The sequence below is a fragment of the Ruegeria sp. H3 genome (assembly GCF_056533095.1).
On record NZ_JBQFOD010000020.1, the window covers coordinates 1 to 15,667 of the forward strand.

Annotated in this window: 13 protein-coding genes and 1 riboswitch; of the genes, 9 read left to right on the plus strand and 4 right to left on the minus strand. The window is 53.3% G+C overall.

Annotation, left to right across the window (positions count from 1 at the left end):
• Positions 1-579 precede the first annotated feature (579 nt).
• The 6 genes from ACR0JE_RS17950 (at position 580) to ACR0JE_RS17975 (ending at position 8,876) form a co-directional block, all read left to right on the plus strand.
• Positions 580-1,401 carry an FHA domain-containing protein gene (locus ACR0JE_RS17950; RefSeq protein ID WP_480865139.1) on the plus strand — a complete coding sequence of 274 codons (822 nt, stop codon included), beginning with the start codon at positions 580-582 and terminating at the stop codon, positions 1,399-1,401.
• A 249-nt stretch (positions 1,402-1,650) separates the two neighbouring features.
• Positions 1,651-2,550, plus strand: coding sequence for a type IV pili methyl-accepting chemotaxis transducer N-terminal domain-containing protein (locus tag ACR0JE_RS17955; protein WP_480827271.1), 900 nt, complete (start codon positions 1,651-1,653; stop codon positions 2,548-2,550).
• A gap of 141 nt (positions 2,551-2,691) precedes the next feature.
• The gene (locus ACR0JE_RS17960; RefSeq protein ID WP_480544574.1) at positions 2,692-4,308 is read left to right on the plus strand and encodes a phosphate ABC transporter substrate-binding/OmpA family protein; all 1,617 of its coding nucleotides are present in this window, start codon (positions 2,692-2,694) and stop codon (positions 4,306-4,308) included.
• Between the two features lie 79 nt (positions 4,309-4,387).
• Positions 4,388-6,034 (plus strand): phosphate ABC transporter substrate-binding/OmpA family protein, encoded by a 1,647-nt coding sequence (locus ACR0JE_RS17965; RefSeq protein ID WP_480865140.1) that lies wholly within the window; start codon positions 4,388-4,390, stop codon positions 6,032-6,034.
• Positions 6,035-6,135: 101 nt separating this feature from the next.
• Complete coding sequence (locus ACR0JE_RS17970) at positions 6,136-7,977, plus strand: serine/threonine protein kinase (protein ID WP_480865141.1); 1,842 nt, start codon at positions 6,136-6,138, stop codon at positions 7,975-7,977.
• Between the two features lie 80 nt (positions 7,978-8,057).
• The gene (locus ACR0JE_RS17975; protein WP_480865142.1) at positions 8,058-8,876 is read left to right on the plus strand and encodes a PP2C family protein-serine/threonine phosphatase; all 819 of its coding nucleotides are present in this window, start codon (positions 8,058-8,060) and stop codon (positions 8,874-8,876) included.
• 192 nt (positions 8,877-9,068) lie between these two features.
• Here the strand turns inward: ACR0JE_RS17975 and ACR0JE_RS17980 are convergent, their stop codons facing one another.
• Together ACR0JE_RS17980 and ACR0JE_RS17985 are read right to left on the minus strand one after the other, a co-directional pair.
• Complete coding sequence (locus ACR0JE_RS17980) at positions 9,069-9,689, minus strand: HD domain-containing protein (protein WP_480865143.1); 621 nt, start codon at positions 9,687-9,689, stop codon at positions 9,069-9,071.
• A 190-nt stretch (positions 9,690-9,879) separates the two neighbouring features.
• Positions 9,880-10,191 carry a hypothetical protein gene (locus tag ACR0JE_RS17985; protein ID WP_480865144.1) on the minus strand — a complete coding sequence of 104 codons (312 nt, stop codon included), beginning with the start codon at positions 10,189-10,191 and terminating at the stop codon, positions 9,880-9,882.
• A gap of 126 nt (positions 10,192-10,317) precedes the next feature.
• Positions 10,318-10,523: riboswitch (cobalamin riboswitch) on the minus strand.
• A gap of 170 nt (positions 10,524-10,693) precedes the next feature.
• On the opposite strand from ACR0JE_RS17985, the gene speB reads away from it, so the two are divergent.
• From speB to ACR0JE_RS18000, 3 genes are all read left to right on the plus strand, one after another.
• The gene (speB, locus tag ACR0JE_RS17990) at positions 10,694-11,656 is read left to right on the plus strand and encodes an agmatinase (RefSeq protein ID WP_480865181.1); all 963 of its coding nucleotides are present in this window, start codon (positions 10,694-10,696) and stop codon (positions 11,654-11,656) included.
• A gap of 111 nt (positions 11,657-11,767) precedes the next feature.
• A complete protein-coding gene (locus ACR0JE_RS17995; RefSeq protein ID WP_480865145.1) occupies positions 11,768-13,186 on the plus strand; it encodes a tyrosinase family protein in 1,419 nt (472 codons plus the stop codon).
• A gap of 18 nt (positions 13,187-13,204) precedes the next feature.
• Positions 13,205-13,516: a hypothetical protein gene (locus ACR0JE_RS18000; RefSeq protein ID WP_480865146.1), complete on the plus strand. Its 312-nt coding sequence runs from the start codon at positions 13,205-13,207 to the stop codon at positions 13,514-13,516.
• A 19-nt stretch (positions 13,517-13,535) separates the two neighbouring features.
• Here ACR0JE_RS18000 and ACR0JE_RS18005 read toward each other — a convergent pair whose 3' ends face one another.
• Together ACR0JE_RS18005 and ACR0JE_RS18010 are read right to left on the minus strand one after the other, a co-directional pair.
• The gene (locus ACR0JE_RS18005; protein ID WP_480865147.1) at positions 13,536-14,330 is read right to left on the minus strand and encodes a maleate cis-trans isomerase family protein; all 795 of its coding nucleotides are present in this window, start codon (positions 14,328-14,330) and stop codon (positions 13,536-13,538) included.
• The gene (locus ACR0JE_RS18010) at positions 14,330-15,472 is read right to left on the minus strand and encodes a M24 family metallopeptidase (RefSeq protein ID WP_480865148.1); all 1,143 of its coding nucleotides are present in this window, start codon (positions 15,470-15,472) and stop codon (positions 14,330-14,332) included. The genes ACR0JE_RS18005 and ACR0JE_RS18010 overlap by 1 nt, the downstream gene beginning before the upstream one ends.
• Positions 15,473-15,667 lie beyond the last annotated feature (195 nt).

Consider the following 15,667-nt stretch of genomic DNA (forward strand, 5'->3'; position numbering starts at 1 on the left):
AATAGATTACTCATGTTATACCCCTGAAACTCAGGGGTTTGAATCACGCAGCCGAGATGACGGCAACCAAATTAATGGGTCCAGAACCTAGAGAACTCGCAACTGAGATTCGAAAGTGACACCACGTATTTGGTCAAAATAGTTTCGCCAATAGTGCAGTTCTTTTGCTGATTGTGGGCGACGATCCCGCATTTGAAACACCTCAAACTCGCAATGCTTCAGTAGCGCTTAAAGCTCTGCTGGGGGCGAAACATAAGAGGGCAGGTCGTCTGTCATGCCGAACTCACAAAAGTGAGAATGCAGACCGTTCCCATTCAGTCTGCTCACCCGCTCCATGGGCGAAAACGGTGATTTCGGGCCGCTTTTTCTATCTTAACCAATTCCCCAATGAAGGCAGGAAGAAAACAAACTTTGGGCACATTGAAAGGATTCTTTGGGTTGGCGCCGGATTCTGGGGTGGTTGCGTGCTCGCTAACTCGTCTGAACTTGGACCTGATGCGAGTCTTGTTCCAACGTCCATGCGCGTTTGGCCATCATAGGATTGGCTCAAAAGTTGTGAAAAGTTAGATGGTGAAACAGATGTTCAAATACAAAAGCCCGCTCAGCCGTATTCTTGATGGAACCAATATGCCCAGCGTCGCTGAAGACGAAACGGTCGATAGTGGTGTCATCGTTGCCGAAGATTCAGAATTGACGACTGAACCTACAGAACCTGAAACGCCCGAGGTGGAAGCGGCCCTTCAATCCGAAATTCAGTTGGCCGGATCGGATGCGATTGCATCTCTGGCGTTTGCGGAAAGACTGGAGGCGCTGAATACGCCCAATGTGGAAAATGCTCTCGATGCCCCAGCGCCTCAGCTAGTTGAACCGGCTCCGATGCCCGATCCTCATCCGGGACCCGGAGAAAACGACGACGCCCCTGAAGCTGATGCTTCGAATGCTAAACGCGGCCGGCGGGTCAAAACAACTTTCCTGGGCTTTGGGAACCAGGCGGATCCGATCGAAGATATTCTAAAAACCGCGGAGCCTGTGAAAAACAATTCCCAACAACACGAAGCTTATCCGGTCGGTTGGTTGGTTGTGACCAAAGGCCCCGGTCGTGGAACAAGTGTGATGCTCACAGGTGGATTGATGCAGATCGGTCGGAATGACGATCAAGCCATCCAACTCGATTTTGGCGACAACGGTATCTCTCGCAGTAATCATGCAGTGATCGCTTATGACCCAGAAGCCCGAAAGTGCTATTTGGGTCATGGGGGTAAAGCGAATTTGGTTCGCCTAAATTCGGGGCCTGTGCTTAGCACGGTTCCATTGTCGAGTGGTGACGATATTCGCATCAGTGACACCACAATGCGCTTTACCGCATTTTGCGATGATGAGTTCGACTGGCAAGAAGATTGAGTTGATCTAAAGTAAACTCTCCTTAAAGCAGAGCGTTTCGCATAAATGTGGAGTGCTCTTCTTCTTTTTGCGTATCAAATTGATAGCGATAGCAAGAAATATTGAATGATTTCAATGCTTAGTTCGATCTTAAGGTAAGTCAAGAAAACAACACAAACTTTTCTTGGGCCAACCACAATACAGCTCAATTTCTCGCCATTGTTAACACAATCGGTGGGTAAAAAGTGAGAAAAGGTAAGGTTAGCCACTATGAAAATGAACCGACGAGTATTTCTTAATAGCGCATCGTTGGCGGCCTGTGTCGCTATGGTGCCGGTCGGCGGGCGTGCGCTGGCAATGGCGGCCGGGCAGGTTGCGCATCGGATACTGGCCGCAGACAAGCTGAGTTTCTTGACAGAGAAGGTTGCGAAGGCAGTTGTACTGCTAAGCCTGGGTGCCGAAGTCGAAAAGGATCTGGCTGAACTGCAAGAAGCCCATGATGAGTTTGACGACATTCTGTTGGGCTTTCGCGAGGGTAAGGGATCTTCGGGCGTTGACCGTGAGCGGTTTGTTTCCGTGAACAACGCGCTGAAAGAGGTCGAAAAGCTTTGGATGCCTTACCGCAAGGCGATCGAAGAGATTATCGAGGCAGGAAAGGTGGATGATGAGCATCTACACCTAATTGTCGGCAATGATGAGGTTCTGGAAAAAACCTGCCACGAAGTCGTTCGTAAGCTGGAAGAGGCCTATGGCGACGTGGATATCGATCTGGCACTGGCATTGGCACTGGACTTTGCAGGACGTCAGAGAATGCTGACACAGAAGATCTGCAAGGAAATCGCGCTGGCAGCAGCAGGTCAGGACACCGAAGAGCACCACAAGAAATTCAAGAAGAACGCCAAGAAGTTCGGCAAGATTGTCGACGTTCTGATTGAAGGTGGAAGCAGTTCGATCACGATGGCCAAACCGCCAAGCAACGCGGCGCTTGAGGCCTTGACCGAAGTTCAGACCCATTGGGCAAAACTGCAGCCGGTTGTCGAGCAACTTGACAGCGTAGACGTGCCAAACGTCGATGACGTAGCTCACTTCTGTGCCGAGATGGATGTGCTTGAGATTGAGTCCGAAAAGGCCGCGCTTCTCTATGAAGAGGCCATCAAGCTGGATTCCTGAACGCTAACCCATGTCTCACGTGATTTGGCCCCAAACTACAGCACCTGAACGGAACTCGTAGCAAAGCCAAATTGCGACTACTTTGATGCCTAAAACATGCATCGGAAAAATACTAAATGAGTGCTAACTCGAGGAGTTAAAATGTTAAATTCACCATTCACGCGGCTTTGTGTTGCCGCATCGATCATCTCAGGCGCTGTCACCACCGCGTCATTTGCACAAGAGGTTCGCCTGGTCGGGAAGGACAGCAATATCGACGTGATCGGCAATCTTCTGTCGTCAAAAGACGGGAAGTATCTGGTCGAAACGGATATCGGCGAGTTTGTGATCAATCAGGACTTGGTGACCTGCGAAGGTGAGGCTTGTCCGACCGAGCAGACCTATGTCTACGACCTCGAAATCTCCGCCCCAGATGAAATCGCAGAGGTTCTTGTTCCGATCATCGCAGAAGGATATGCCGCTGCCGCTCTGGAAGCAGAGGCCCAGCTTTATGACGAGAACGGAGAGCCGGTCGATACCGAGACCGTTGATGTGGGCGACCACAAATACGGCGAGGAGCATGATTTTGCATTGCTGCTGACCGATCTGGAAGGCGATGATGTTGCCACATTCGGCATCCATACAGCCAATGGTGCACGCCTGTTCGAGCGTCTTGCCAAGAAAGATGCCTCGATCATCTTTAGCGAAACCTCTGCACGTAAGGCTGATCGCTCGATTGTGTCTGAAAGCAGTGGCGGCAATCTGCGCGACTTTGATCAGGAGCGTGTTATCGCGGTGGACGGTTTTGCAATGATTGTGAACCCGCTGAACCAGATCCCCGATCTGAGCGTCAAGCAGGCTCGTGACATCATGTCCGGTGATATCGTGAACTGGTCTGAAGTTGGCGGTTCGGATGCACCCATCCATGTCTACTCGTTCGACCCTGATACCGAAGCGTATCATCACATCGAAAAGCTTCTGTTCAAGAAGTCCGATAAGACACTGACGAACGAGTCGAGCATTGTGCACGACCGCACGGAATTGACCACCGCGATCATGGAAGATGTGGCCGGCTTCGGTATCGTCAACTACGCCTCCAAGCGCGATGCACGGGCAGTTCCGCTGCGCACAACCTGCGGGATTGTTCAGGACCCAAGCCTCTTCAACCTGAAGACCGAGGAATACTATCTGCAGGAACGTGTCGTGGCCTATAACCGCTCGGATATCGACGGCTATGCCCGCGAACTGGTTGATTTCCTGGATGATGGCAGCCTGGACGGCCTTGTCGCTAAAGCGGGCTATATCGACCTGTCGATCACTTCGGACAGCCAGGAGCGCGCCGCAGAACGTCTGGTCGCCGAGCTGGAAGAGGGTGAGAATGAGTATGAGGCAGAGCTTGTCGAAGACCTGCTGAAAAACATGAACACCCACGCGCGCCTGTCGACAACGTTCCGTTTTGCTCCGGGATCGAAGCGTTTCGACAACAAAGCTGAACGCGACCTGATGCGTATGGTGAACTATCTGGCCGAAACCAAGCCGAGCGAAGTTGTGATCGTCGGGTTTACTGACAACAAGGGCCCATTCGACTCGAACCTGCTGATTTCACAGGAACGTGCTCAGGCTGCGTTGGACCATCTGGTCGAGGTTGCCACTGGTGGCGAACTGGAAGGGATCACCCTGAAGGCAGCTGGTTATGGCGAACTTGAGCCTGTCGCCTGCAATGACAGCCCACGTGGCCGCGCGATCAACCGTCGCGTCGAAGTATGGATCGCCGGTTAAGGTGAGAAAAAGCAAGCCGCGGCAATCACGTCGCGGCTTGCGCGTCACAGGTGTAGTTTCTTCAGGGTTCGAGGCGAGTATGAAAAGTTGGTCAAAATATGCTGCAGCAATAGCCTTTGTTGGTATCGCGTCTTCGGGGCTTGCGCAGGAAGTAACGTTGACCGCGAAAGACGGCTCTAGGTCAGTGACTGGCGAGCTGGTTACGATCCAACCCGGCAAGTTCATCGTACGATCGAATGTCGGGGTTCTATCCCTCAATACAGCAGAGTTTCACTGCAGTGGCGCGGCTTGCCCAGCAAGCCTGCCAACAGACACCGATCTCGTTGTGGCTGGTGGCGCCGGTTTGGCAGACATCCTTCTTCCGTTGCTTGCCGAAGGGTTTGCCGCTGAACAGGAACTCTTCTCGGATGTTTTTGATCTGCAAGGTGTTCCCCTGGGTGAACAACATGCGTTTGGGCAAGACGATACAGTCTCTGGCGCGATCGGATCTGAGGCTTTCGACATTCTGATCATGGATGAAGAGGCCAGCCCAGTTCATAGCATTCTTGTGAAAGAGGCTTCGGGTCAGAACCTCTTTGAATCCTTGATGACGCGCGAAAGCGATCTGATCGTTAGCGAAGAACCGGTCTCGCCTCAAAACTATACGCAGGCCAGAAAAAGTGGTCTGGGCGAGCTGACCTCATTTCAGCAGGAACATGTTCTGGCGGTTGATGGCTATACGGCTACTGTCAATCCTGAGAACGATCTGTTGTCCCTGACAATCGAGCAGATATCGCAAATTCTGTCGGGTGAGATTGTAAATTGGACTCAGTTTGGTGGGCCCGATCACAAGATCAACGTCTACACGTTACCACAAAATTCAGAAGCGTTTCACAGGGTCGATGGGCTTATCCTTTCGCCCTTCGAACGCGATTTTCTGACCGATAGCAACATCGTAAACTCGAACCGAGAGCTTTCCCGAGCGATTGAAACTGACCCATATGGCTTCGCCGTCATGCGGTTTTCGAATATTCGTGACTCACGCCCGGTGCCGTTGCGCAGTGAATGCGGAATCATTCATCAGCCCAACCAGTTTTCAATGAAGACCGAAGAATATGGGCTGCAGAACCGGGTGACCGTCTACAACGGCAGCGATCTTTCGGGTGTGGGTACGGCATTGGTCGAATTTCTGGACAGCCCAAGAATAGATGGGTTTGTGTCCAAATCCGGTATCACCAGCCTTTCGGTTATCGCTCAGAGTGAAGACGAGAAGTTTGCCAGACTAAAATCAGACGTTGCCGAGATGACAGTCTCGGCCAATGCGTCCGAACTCCGCTCGTATGTGAGTGACAAGCTGACAACCACACGTCTGTCGACAACATTCCGCTTCTCGCCCGGGTCTTCGTTTCTGGACAACAAGGCAAAACGGGATATCGAACGGATTGCTGAATACATCCGCGATGTCGAACCCCACAAAATCGTCTTGGCGGGATTTGCGGATGCTGGCGGCAGCTACGGGAAGAATCGTCAGCTCTCGCTCGCCCGCGCCAAGCAGGTCCTGAGGGAGCTTTCATCAAGCATGAAAGCCAATGGTCCTGTTAACACAGTGATCGAAGTGCGCGGTTATGGGGAAATGGCCCCTGTTGCATGCAATACCAACCCAGTGGGTCGCGCAAAGAACCGCCGTGTCGAAGTCTGGAGTGAAGTGAGCAGCCCTGATGCGGAGATACGCGCATGGGGTGGATAATGAAAAGAACTGCGGTTTCTGAGGTCAGTTTCCCTCAAGCTTCGGTCGCAAAAAAAGCACGGGCGCGTCTGCATCCGGCTACAGCAAGGTAAGTGTTTCTTATGGTACAATCAGCCCACACAAACGATCAGTTCCCGGACGAGCTTGCTCCGGGTACCAAATTGCTGTCCGGTCAATACACGATCATGCGGTTTCTCAACAGCGGTGGCTTTGGCATCACCTACCTTGCCAAGGACAGCCTTGAGCGCACGATCGTGATCAAGGAATGCTTCCCCGAGGCGATCTGCCGTCGCAGCCAGACCGCGGTTCGCCCGCGATCCCAGTCGCATACATCCTCGTACGAAGCGCTGGTGAAATCCTTCGAAAAAGAAGCGCGCAATCAGTCAAAACTTGTGCATCCCAACATTGCCGGTGTCCACCAGGTGTTCAGAGACAATGAGACCGCCTATATGGCGATCGACTTCATCGAGGGCAAAGATCTTCTGGACACGATCGAAGAACGTAAGACGATACCGCCCGAAGAGGTTGAACAGCTGTTACGCACCACGCTGGAAGCCGTCGGTTTTATTCATAGCGAAGGCATGCTGCACCGGGACATCTCGCCAGATAACATCCTGATCAACCAAGACGGCGAACCGATGATTATTGATTTCGGTGCCGCCCGTGAGAGCGCCGCCAAATCTGACCGCGCAATGTCGATGCTGAGGGTCGTAAAGGAAGGGTATTCGCCGCAAGAGTTTTATCTGCAAGGCGCGGAACAGGATCAGTCGAGCGATCTTTATGCGCTGGCGGCTACTTTTTATCATGTGATCAAAGGGGCTGCCCCGCAGGACAGCCAGACCCGTCTGGCGGCTTTGGCTCAGAATGGCAAAGATTGCTACGAACCGCTTGAAGGTGCGGTTGAGGGTTATCCTGTCAGTTTCTTGCGAGCGATTGATCGTGCCCTGAGTATCCCGCCTGAAGACAGGTTCCAATCTGTTCAGGAATGGCAGGATGCGATTGAAGAAAGGATGCCGATCGAAGCGAAGCCCGAACCGGTTGCTACGGTCGACTTCAACGATAAGGTCGCGGTCAACAGCAAAGCGCCGCGCAAACGCTCAAACTCTATGCTGATGATCGCGCTGATCGTCGCCGGGGTAGTCGGTGGAGCAGGGTACTATTTCAGCCAGGGTGGTGAAGCGGATCAGGATGTGGTCGCGATTGCTGCTACCCAGCAGGCGGCTCCGCAACCAGCCACCGATGAAGAGCCTGAAAGCAGCGGCGCGACGGCACAGGAATCGGAACCGGAACCCCGGCCTGCAGCCGCAGAGCCAGAAGTGGAGAGTGTTGCTTCGGAACCAGCGACGACAGATTCAAACTGGATAGCGTGGACTGGTCCCGCTGTGGATCTGCCGTTTGCAACCGTTACAACATCGCAGCCGCAGGGCAGGTTCTCGATGGTATCGCTGGTGCGATCTGACCTTGATCAGGCGACAACGGATTGGTTGAAATCCGGCACGATCATCTATTCCGTAAATGGTCATTTGGTGGTGGATGACAACTCGATCATTCGCGCAATCCAATCACGTGAGGCTAATCCCGAAAGTGGTGAGATTCTGGTGGATATGCGGGTCAGAACCGAAGGAGATAGTCCGGTTTCTGAAAAGAACCTGACCCTTCAAACTGGTAAGGTGGTTGAGCTCACAAATGGAGTTCAGTTCATTACGGTCACCAACGGCAATGGGAAATGGATCAGTAAGGTATTGCGTGCTCCGGCGTCGGCCAAATCAGTTCGCGTGGGCGATATTGTCGTATCAGAAACCGCTTCGCAGATTTCCATCGAGGGTGAGAACGGTATTACTCAGTTGTTCGAAGAGCTTAGCAATACAGGTGCAGAGCTTGCGTTGTTGACCATCGCGCGGAATGGCGAACTGCAATCGGTGGATCTGCCACTTACGCATTAATGCTATGGCGGCTCTTATAGTTAAGAGCCGCCTACATTGCCTTGAAGGAAATTCAAGTGTCTCATTCTGAAAGATCTCTGATGCAAGTTCACGAGCCCAGATTTCAACAGGCGGAGGAACGCCTGCGTGATGTCTTCGATATTTCAACCGTGCTTAACCAGGGTGCTCGTGAATATCAGGAAGATGCCATTCTTTCTGAAAAGCCGATCGGATCGGACTTAGGGTTCGTGGTTCTGGCAGATGGTATGGGTGGCCACGCGGCAGGAGATGTTGCCTCTAACCTGATCGTTTGTGAGGTGATGAAAGGTTGGTTGGCCGCCGGGCTGAACAAAGACTCATCAAATTCGGAAGTCGTCGCATTCTTACATGACAGCGCCGAACGGGCGAATAAGCAGATTTTCGAAGCCAGCCGCAACGATCTGAATGTAAAGGGAATGGGAGCGACTCTTCTCATACTGATCTGCATCGAAGATCGCGCGTTTTGGTTTTCCGTCGGGGACTCGCCACTCTATCTCTGGCGGTCTGGCGAGCTAATACAGCTGAACGAGGATCATTCAATGGCGCCTCAAATCGATATGATGGCGAAACTTGGCATGTTGGATCCCGATTTGGCCCGAAATCACCCCGATAGAAACATGCTTACGTCTGTCATACATGGTGGCGACATCGCGAAGATCGATTGCCCTTCAGACCCGTTTAAGCTTCTGCCAGATGATGTTCTCATTGCAGCTTCGGATGGGCTTCAGTTTCTAGAAGACAAGGACATTCAAGAGGTTGTTACGCGCAATCATGAAGTGAGTTGCGACGCTATTGCGGATAAGTTGATCAGAGCCTTGATTGGCCTTGATGATCCAGATCAGGACAACATAGCTTTCTCTGTTGCAAAGGTTTGTTCTTAGGCGTTGATAGCTGGCGTCGAACTGATGTCGCGGGGCGTCTGTATTTATTACAAACTGGCTTGTCACAACTGAATTCTGCGATTCTTGTAGTGCTGATTGGCCCGCTTTTGTGCTCAACGAGTATCAAATCACCTCTACCAACTCCGCATGTTTGAACAAAGCAGGCCGTGATTTGACTAGATCGAATACATCCTACGCCCATCGCATTTCAGCAACGGCGTCATCGGTGAGCGGAACCCGGACGCCAGGTTGAACAACAGCCGGATCATAGGGTGTGCGATCAAACACCTCACGCACCATATCTGCAAAGAAAGACAGTGGTTTGCTGGGATAAGCGGGATCAAAACTCGATTGATCCCAGCGTTCACAGAACTCGGCACAGTCATCGAAATAGATGCTGTCACGATGAGCTTGGCGTTTTTCGGGGTTCGCGCCTACGTGCTCTCCGAAGTAAACAAGCTGAAAATCCCCATGGGTATGCACGCACCACGTGACCTGTTCGCGTAGGAAGGGTTTGAGGATTGAGGCCGCATATTCATCGTGATTATGCGGCGCATAGATGTCACCGATATCATGCAGCAAGGCGCCAACGATCCAATCTATGTCTGCCCCGTCAAACCAGGCGCGGGTTGCTGACTGCACCGAATGGCCAAGACGTGTGACTTGATAGCCGGACAGGCTTTTGTCGAGCCTCTCCATCGCCTCGAGCAAACGATCTGACGTTCCTTTGCAGTACTCACGCTCCAGAGTATCGAGGAAGGTGTAGTCCTCTTTGTCCCCGTCCTTCATCTGCGTGAATTTCACCTGATCCATAGCATGTCCTTTGGCGTTTACGTGTGGGTCAGCGGGCGCAAGCAAGCATGCAATTCTGGACTATCCACGCAAACACCGGACTCGGCAAATGAAACCTGTTGTGCCGGTAAAATTTGTAGTCGCCGGAGGTGGGTATTCGATTGCGTTTAAGAGCCTAAAGATGTGCGATGATCCCGCAGCCTGTTCTATGTCACAGCGGCATGCGAAAAGATCGGCGGGCTTGTGCACCCCCGCGCCTTTCACGTTTTGGCGTGGCAAGTGGCAAAGGTCTGAACGGCTGTTCCAGCGAAGTCAAAAGCAAGTCGCAGAACGCTGCAACGGCAGGTGAGTGATCTTTAAATGGTGCAGCTGTTTCGTAAGCATGCCTCGCAGCTACTTCATAGCAGGCATTGCCAGGAACACCCGCGATCCATTGCATATAGCCAAGCTGTCCCATCTGACGTGCTTCATCCGCAGGCATGGGGCCTGTATCGAGTTGAATAATCGTCCGTTCCAATAACATCGCGCCCTCCGCGCAAGGGGAGGAGTGTGGCTGGTCACGGTGATGTGCCGGGGACGCTTGGTCCTTCGGTCGTCTCTGCCGTTCCCAAGGCACCCCGCCCGGGTTCAAGTTGACTGCGGCGCATGGCATCACACACCGTAGATGGCAGGTCTCCTGACTTGCGGGTCAACGCTTTCCCGTTCCTTCCCGAACCCTAGGGCTCAGTGGTTTCCAACGGGGTCGCTCGCCGCTTACAGTTGCGGGGGCAGTCACGGAATTGGGTATGAACCCGCACCGTGTTCCCTTTTCAGCCGACTCGAACCGAGCCGGACACCATCGCTTTCACTGTCTCATACGCGATTCACTATGTCCACTGGGTTTGGCGCAATCTGACAACGCCGAAAATGTCCGCCAAAGCTGAAATGGCAGTGAGTTCAATCCATGCAAAAGGCTTTACAGGGCGTGGCATTCGGGTGCCTTAATGTTCGCAAATGTTGAAGATCTGAACAGAAAGAACCCTCATATGTCGAACCATGGCTACGAGTCCGGCCGATTGAACCTGCCTTTCGTTGGTATCTGTACCTTTGGCAAGTATCCCTATGTCGAGGATTGGGACGCGATTGACGCCGACGTTGCGGTTCTTGGCGCCCCGTTTGATTTTGGCTGTCAATGGCGGTCCGGGGCGCGGATGGGGCCACGCGCGATCCGTGAGGCGTCGACGCTGTTCTCATTCGGCCATGCTGGCGCTTATGACCACGAAGATGATGTCACCTATCTGGATCCGGCCAAAGTAACCATTGTTGATATCGGCGATGCAGACATCGTGCATACCGACACAATGAAAAGCCATGCAAATATCGAGTTTGGGGTGCGCAAAATACTGGAGGCGGGGGCGCTACCGGTCGTCTTGGGCGGCGATCATTCGATCAATATCCCCTGCATCAATGCCTTTGATGATCAAGAACCAATTCATGTGGTGCAAATCGACGCGCACCTGGATTTTGTCGATGAACGGCATGGGGTGCGCTATGGCCACGGAAACCCAATGCGCCGTGCCGCCGAAAAACCCTATGTCACCGGCCTCAGTCAGATCGGCATTCGCAATGTGTCGTCCACCGCTAAGGATGGCTATGCGGATGCCCGCGCCATGGGATCAGACATCCAATCTGTCCGGCAATTCCGCAAAATGGGGGTCGATGGGATGCTGGCCCGCATTCCAGAAGGCGCGCGGTATTATGTGACTATAGACATTGATGCCTTCGACCCATCCATCGCCCCAGGTACAGGTACACCAAGCCATGGCGGGTTCATTTACTACGAAGTGCTAGAGCTCATGGCAGGTCTGGCCAAGCGGGGCGACATTGTCGGACTCGATCTTGTTGAAGTCGCACCGGATTATGACGCCACCAGCTCCACCCAAATCCTTGCGGCCCAGTTGCTAATGAATATCATTGGGCGCGTGCTGCATGAGAAAGAGCAGCGTTAGATCTGCCAATCGTCATCTAGTAGTGCCGAGCGTTTGAGCGTGCCACCGCCATCGGCGTTGGTTTTATGCTATACTGGGCGCATTGAAGCACTCCTTAAGGGGGATTTTTAGATGACAACGATTGCCAAACTGAACTTTCTAAGAAAACAGGCCGGGTTGCCGCTGATCCGTTTCGACCTGATCAGATTGCGTGAAGAAGATATCCAGGACCTGCGTGACGCCTATGCTGCGATGTACGAAATCTCGGGCATCGCGATGGGTGATCGGCGCGGGTATTTCGCTCTGGCGCGTGGGCACGGTTATGATCAAGACCTTTGCCATGACGATGACCGCACGTTTCTGACCTGGCACCGGTCCTATGTCTATTCGTTCGAAAAAGCGCTCAACAGCGCGCTGCAATGGAAGCGCGGGGATGACGAACTTGAACTTACGCTTCCCTATTGGGATTGGACGCAGTTTGCCACGGCGACGCATGCCTCGAACGGGCTGCCGAAAGTGGTGGATGATGCGACCTACACAAACGGTGCCGGGGATGATGTTCCCAATCCGCTTGCCCGCGCGCACAGCCTCTATCGCAGCATTGCCCTGGGTTTGACCGGCGACGAGGTCTTTACACGCAGATACACGACGCGCCTGCGCAGCAATATCCCGTTGCTGGAGGATGAGGTTGAGCGTTACCTGACCAATCCAAACTTTGAAGCCTTCCAGGCCGACTTCAACTTTGCGGCTCATGGCGGTATCCACGTTTTAACGGGTGGCACGGATGCATCGTCGCCATTGCCCCGCTCGATTGGAGATATGGGCAGCACAGTGTCCGCGTCTTACGATCCCGTTTTCTGGCTGCACCATGCGATGTGCGACAAGGTTTGGGCGGATTGGCAGGCGCTGTGGCCCGCGGCCAATGTTCCACAGCATGTTCTGGACACAGTTGTATATGATGGTCGGGTGGGCCGCGATCTGATCGATGCGGAAACCTCACTTCGATACATCTATTCCGAGGATTCCGTTGAAGCCGCGATTGGTGCTTTGGGCACCGCAGACAGCGCGCCAGTGGCCACTTTGTCAGCGGCGGCCAGCAATGTGACCGAGGTTCGGCTGGGCACGGTGAAAGCCGGGTTTGTCAGGGCGGAACTTGAATTCCATCGCATGCGCCCGCCGACCGAAAGCTTTGAGCTGCGCGCCTATGTCGACAACGCCAGTTGCGATGCTTCGACAGGGTACAAAGACAAAAGCTATGCAGGGCGCCTTGTCTTTTTTGGTCACGGCACCTGCCCGGGTGCGCCGGGTCATTGTAACCCGGCCTTGGCCGTCCGCGACGATTATGACCAAAGATACAAGCATCCGCTCAGATATGAACATACGCGGTATCGGCTGGACATCACGCGCGGCTTGCGGCGCTTCATTGGCCGAAAAAAGACTGTAAAAGACCTTAAGATTTACCTTGTTACGTTGGATGACAAAGGTGAGGCCGTCGCGCCCGAGGCGCTGGTTTACGATCAGTGTTCCTTGCGTACCTATGCCAAAAACTAAACGGGTGGGGCTGGATCCTTGGACGTTAGACTTACGGATAAAGCTGTCAAAGACAGGGTTCTAAGGATCTGGCTGCGCCGTGTCCCAGAAGCGGGTGGTTTTCTTCAGGCCTGGCATATTGATGCAAACGAGAATGAGCGGCAGATCGGCAGCGCAACTTTGTATGGCAGAGGGGTCGGATCGACGGCGCAGGAACGCGCAATGCTGTTGTTTCGGCTGCCTCCGGATACCGATGATCTGAAGCTTTCAGTTGGGGATCGCGTTCAAGTTCGTATTGAAGAAGGAAGCGGCTTCAAAGAGCTGAATCTCGATGTATCTGAGATCGAGTAGTGTTTGGAATTTGAAGAACTTAGCCAGTTTTGCTTAGATGCCTACCAGGGTGTTCGAAGATTTGTCCGAATCCCTCAAGCTTATCCATAATCCCGGCGCGGCGTAGACAGGACCAGAATTGCGCCTGGTTCGATGTGATGACTGGTTTGCCTGCTGCCTGTTCAATCTCATCCACCACTTCCAATGATCTGATACCCCCACAGGACAAGAAGATTGCATCGGCTTCGGGCCGGTCGATCTCTAGGGCGAATTCTTTCCAATAGGATGGCTCGACCTTGCCGAACTCAATACCGGTTGCAAGACACAGGCCTTGAATGTCCAGAACATCGAACCCTGCGGCCAATAGATATTCGGCCTCGGCGGTGTTGACGTCATCCAGATAAGGTGTGCCAACGACGATCTGTTTGGCACCAACCTCACGCAGGGCGTCCATGACGCCAGTGACAATACACATCGGTTGCGCATATGGCGCGCCTTTGCGGATTTCTCGAAAGACGTTCTCTTCGCGGCAAACAATCGACCCCGACGTGCAGCTGTAGCTGATAACGGATGGTTTCACATCGGGCTGTAGGCGCGAAGCGGCGTCGGCCATGTGATCGATGTGGCGGGCCAGAGTTTCATTTGTTGTATAGTCGTCAGTCTTCAGGCGGGTGATATGAATGCCGACGCCTTCGGGGGCCATCGCATTCAAATCCGCCTCGCTGGCAAGATCGGTCGACATCAAAATGAAACCCAAGCTGCCACGATAAGCGATACCGCCCCCCATGAGTGGCGTGCGAGGTATCGAGTGTACAGTATCTCCGGTCTTAAACATCAGACGATGACCTCCTCAATTGCCTTGGGGTGATGTGTAACCTGTTCCCAGCCGGTTTCGGTAACGATGAACGTATCGCCAACCTGTGCGCGAAAGTCATTGGTCGCAACCGCGCCATCGACGGCAAAGACCATACCGGGCTGAATGACGGTTTTGTCCCCGGTTACCAGCTGCGGTGCCTCAAGAAAGCTGAAACCTGTAGCCCTACCGCAACGAAACGGATATTCAAACCCGGCGTCCTGAATGACTTCGGCATAGGTGGCATGCACAGTTTCTGCGGTCACACCGGGTTTGAGCGCATCCAGCGCAGCTTGTTGGCTGGCGACGGCGACCTCATAGATTGCGACCTGTTTTGGATCCGGCTCACCAATCCAGAACATGCGGTCAAAGCCAACCTTGAACCGGTGGAAATTGGTTAACCCGCAGAAACACATAAACACCGGCTCACCATGGCGCATAATACGGTTTGTGGCGCGATGATGTGTCTTGGTCAGTTGATCGCCCGAGGCCAAAATCTGCAGAAAATGCATGTTGGGCGACATGTCGCTGTCTTCGTAATGCGCCGCCAAAAGTTCTGCCGCTTTGCGGGTTCCTGCTTGCGAGGTGGCAATCGCAACCTCATACTCGGGCACCCCATCCCCAATGGCTGCACGACCCGCCGCCACCATGGTCGAAGCGACCTCGCCCGCGTGGCGGGCCAATTGCAGTTCGTAAGGTGATTTGATCATTCGCATGTCGGTCAGGATTGGAGTTGCACTGGCCAATCGGTCGGGTCCGACAAGCTCATCCACGTATGCGCGTACAATGGGCGGCATATGGTCCGGTTCAATCCCAACCTTGGTGGCGTTTTTGACCGCATTGGGCAGTTCCGCGCGCCATTCTTCGCCCATCCCATCGTTCCAGGCTGCGATCCGGTCCACATGCGCAGAATACTTCGCCGCATTCAGATCAATCGTCGGTGTGATCAGAAGCGAAGGACCATCCTTTGGTACTGCCAATATGGTTGGACGGCCAAACTCCATATGCAGATAGTCATAGTATCCAGTCAGGTAGTAGACATTGTCGTCATCGGTGATCAGCGCGATGTCGATTCCCGCCTTGGCCAGTTTGGTTTGAAACCGGGACAGCCTTTCGTCAAACATATATGGCTTCCTTGCGTGTTTGGTTTTTTGGCATCGTTCCACAGATGGTTCGGCGACGTGCATGTCTCATGAGCCAGCATACAATTCGCAAAGCAACCTTTGATATGAATTCATCATGGTGGTGGAGTTGGAAACACGCTTTTTGTTCAGGACAAAACCGTCCCTCAGATGCAAAGACGTAACTGCATTTTTTTG

What these genes read in the sequence shown, in the direction of transcription:
- ACR0JE_RS17950 (WP_480865139.1), top strand. Translation starts at nt 580, where the DNA reads ATGTTCAAATACAAAAGCCCGCTCAGCCGTATTCTTGATGGAACCAAT.
- ACR0JE_RS17985 (WP_480865144.1), bottom strand. Translation starts at nt 10,191, where the DNA reads ATGTTATTGGAACGGACGATTATTCAACTCGATACAGGCCCCATGCCT.
- speB (WP_480865181.1), top strand. Translation starts at nt 10,694, where the DNA reads ATGTCGAACCATGGCTACGAGTCCGGCCGATTGAACCTGCCTTTCGTT.
- ACR0JE_RS17955 (WP_480827271.1), top strand. Translation starts at nt 1,651, where the DNA reads ATGAAAATGAACCGACGAGTATTTCTTAATAGCGCATCGTTGGCGGCC.
- ACR0JE_RS17965 (WP_480865140.1), top strand. Translation starts at nt 4,388, where the DNA reads ATGAAAAGTTGGTCAAAATATGCTGCAGCAATAGCCTTTGTTGGTATC.
- ACR0JE_RS18005 (WP_480865147.1), bottom strand. Translation starts at nt 14,330, where the DNA reads ATGTTTAAGACCGGAGATACTGTACACTCGATACCTCGCACGCCACTC.
- ACR0JE_RS17975 (WP_480865142.1), top strand. Translation starts at nt 8,058, where the DNA reads ATGCAAGTTCACGAGCCCAGATTTCAACAGGCGGAGGAACGCCTGCGT.
- ACR0JE_RS18010 (WP_480865148.1), bottom strand. Translation starts at nt 15,472, where the DNA reads ATGTTTGACGAAAGGCTGTCCCGGTTTCAAACCAAACTGGCCAAGGCG.
- ACR0JE_RS17995 (WP_480865145.1), top strand. Translation starts at nt 11,768, where the DNA reads ATGACAACGATTGCCAAACTGAACTTTCTAAGAAAACAGGCCGGGTTG.
- ACR0JE_RS17970 (WP_480865141.1), top strand. Translation starts at nt 6,136, where the DNA reads ATGGTACAATCAGCCCACACAAACGATCAGTTCCCGGACGAGCTTGCT.
- ACR0JE_RS17960 (WP_480544574.1), top strand. Translation starts at nt 2,692, where the DNA reads ATGTTAAATTCACCATTCACGCGGCTTTGTGTTGCCGCATCGATCATC.
- ACR0JE_RS17980 (WP_480865143.1), bottom strand. Translation starts at nt 9,689, where the DNA reads ATGGATCAGGTGAAATTCACGCAGATGAAGGACGGGGACAAAGAGGAC.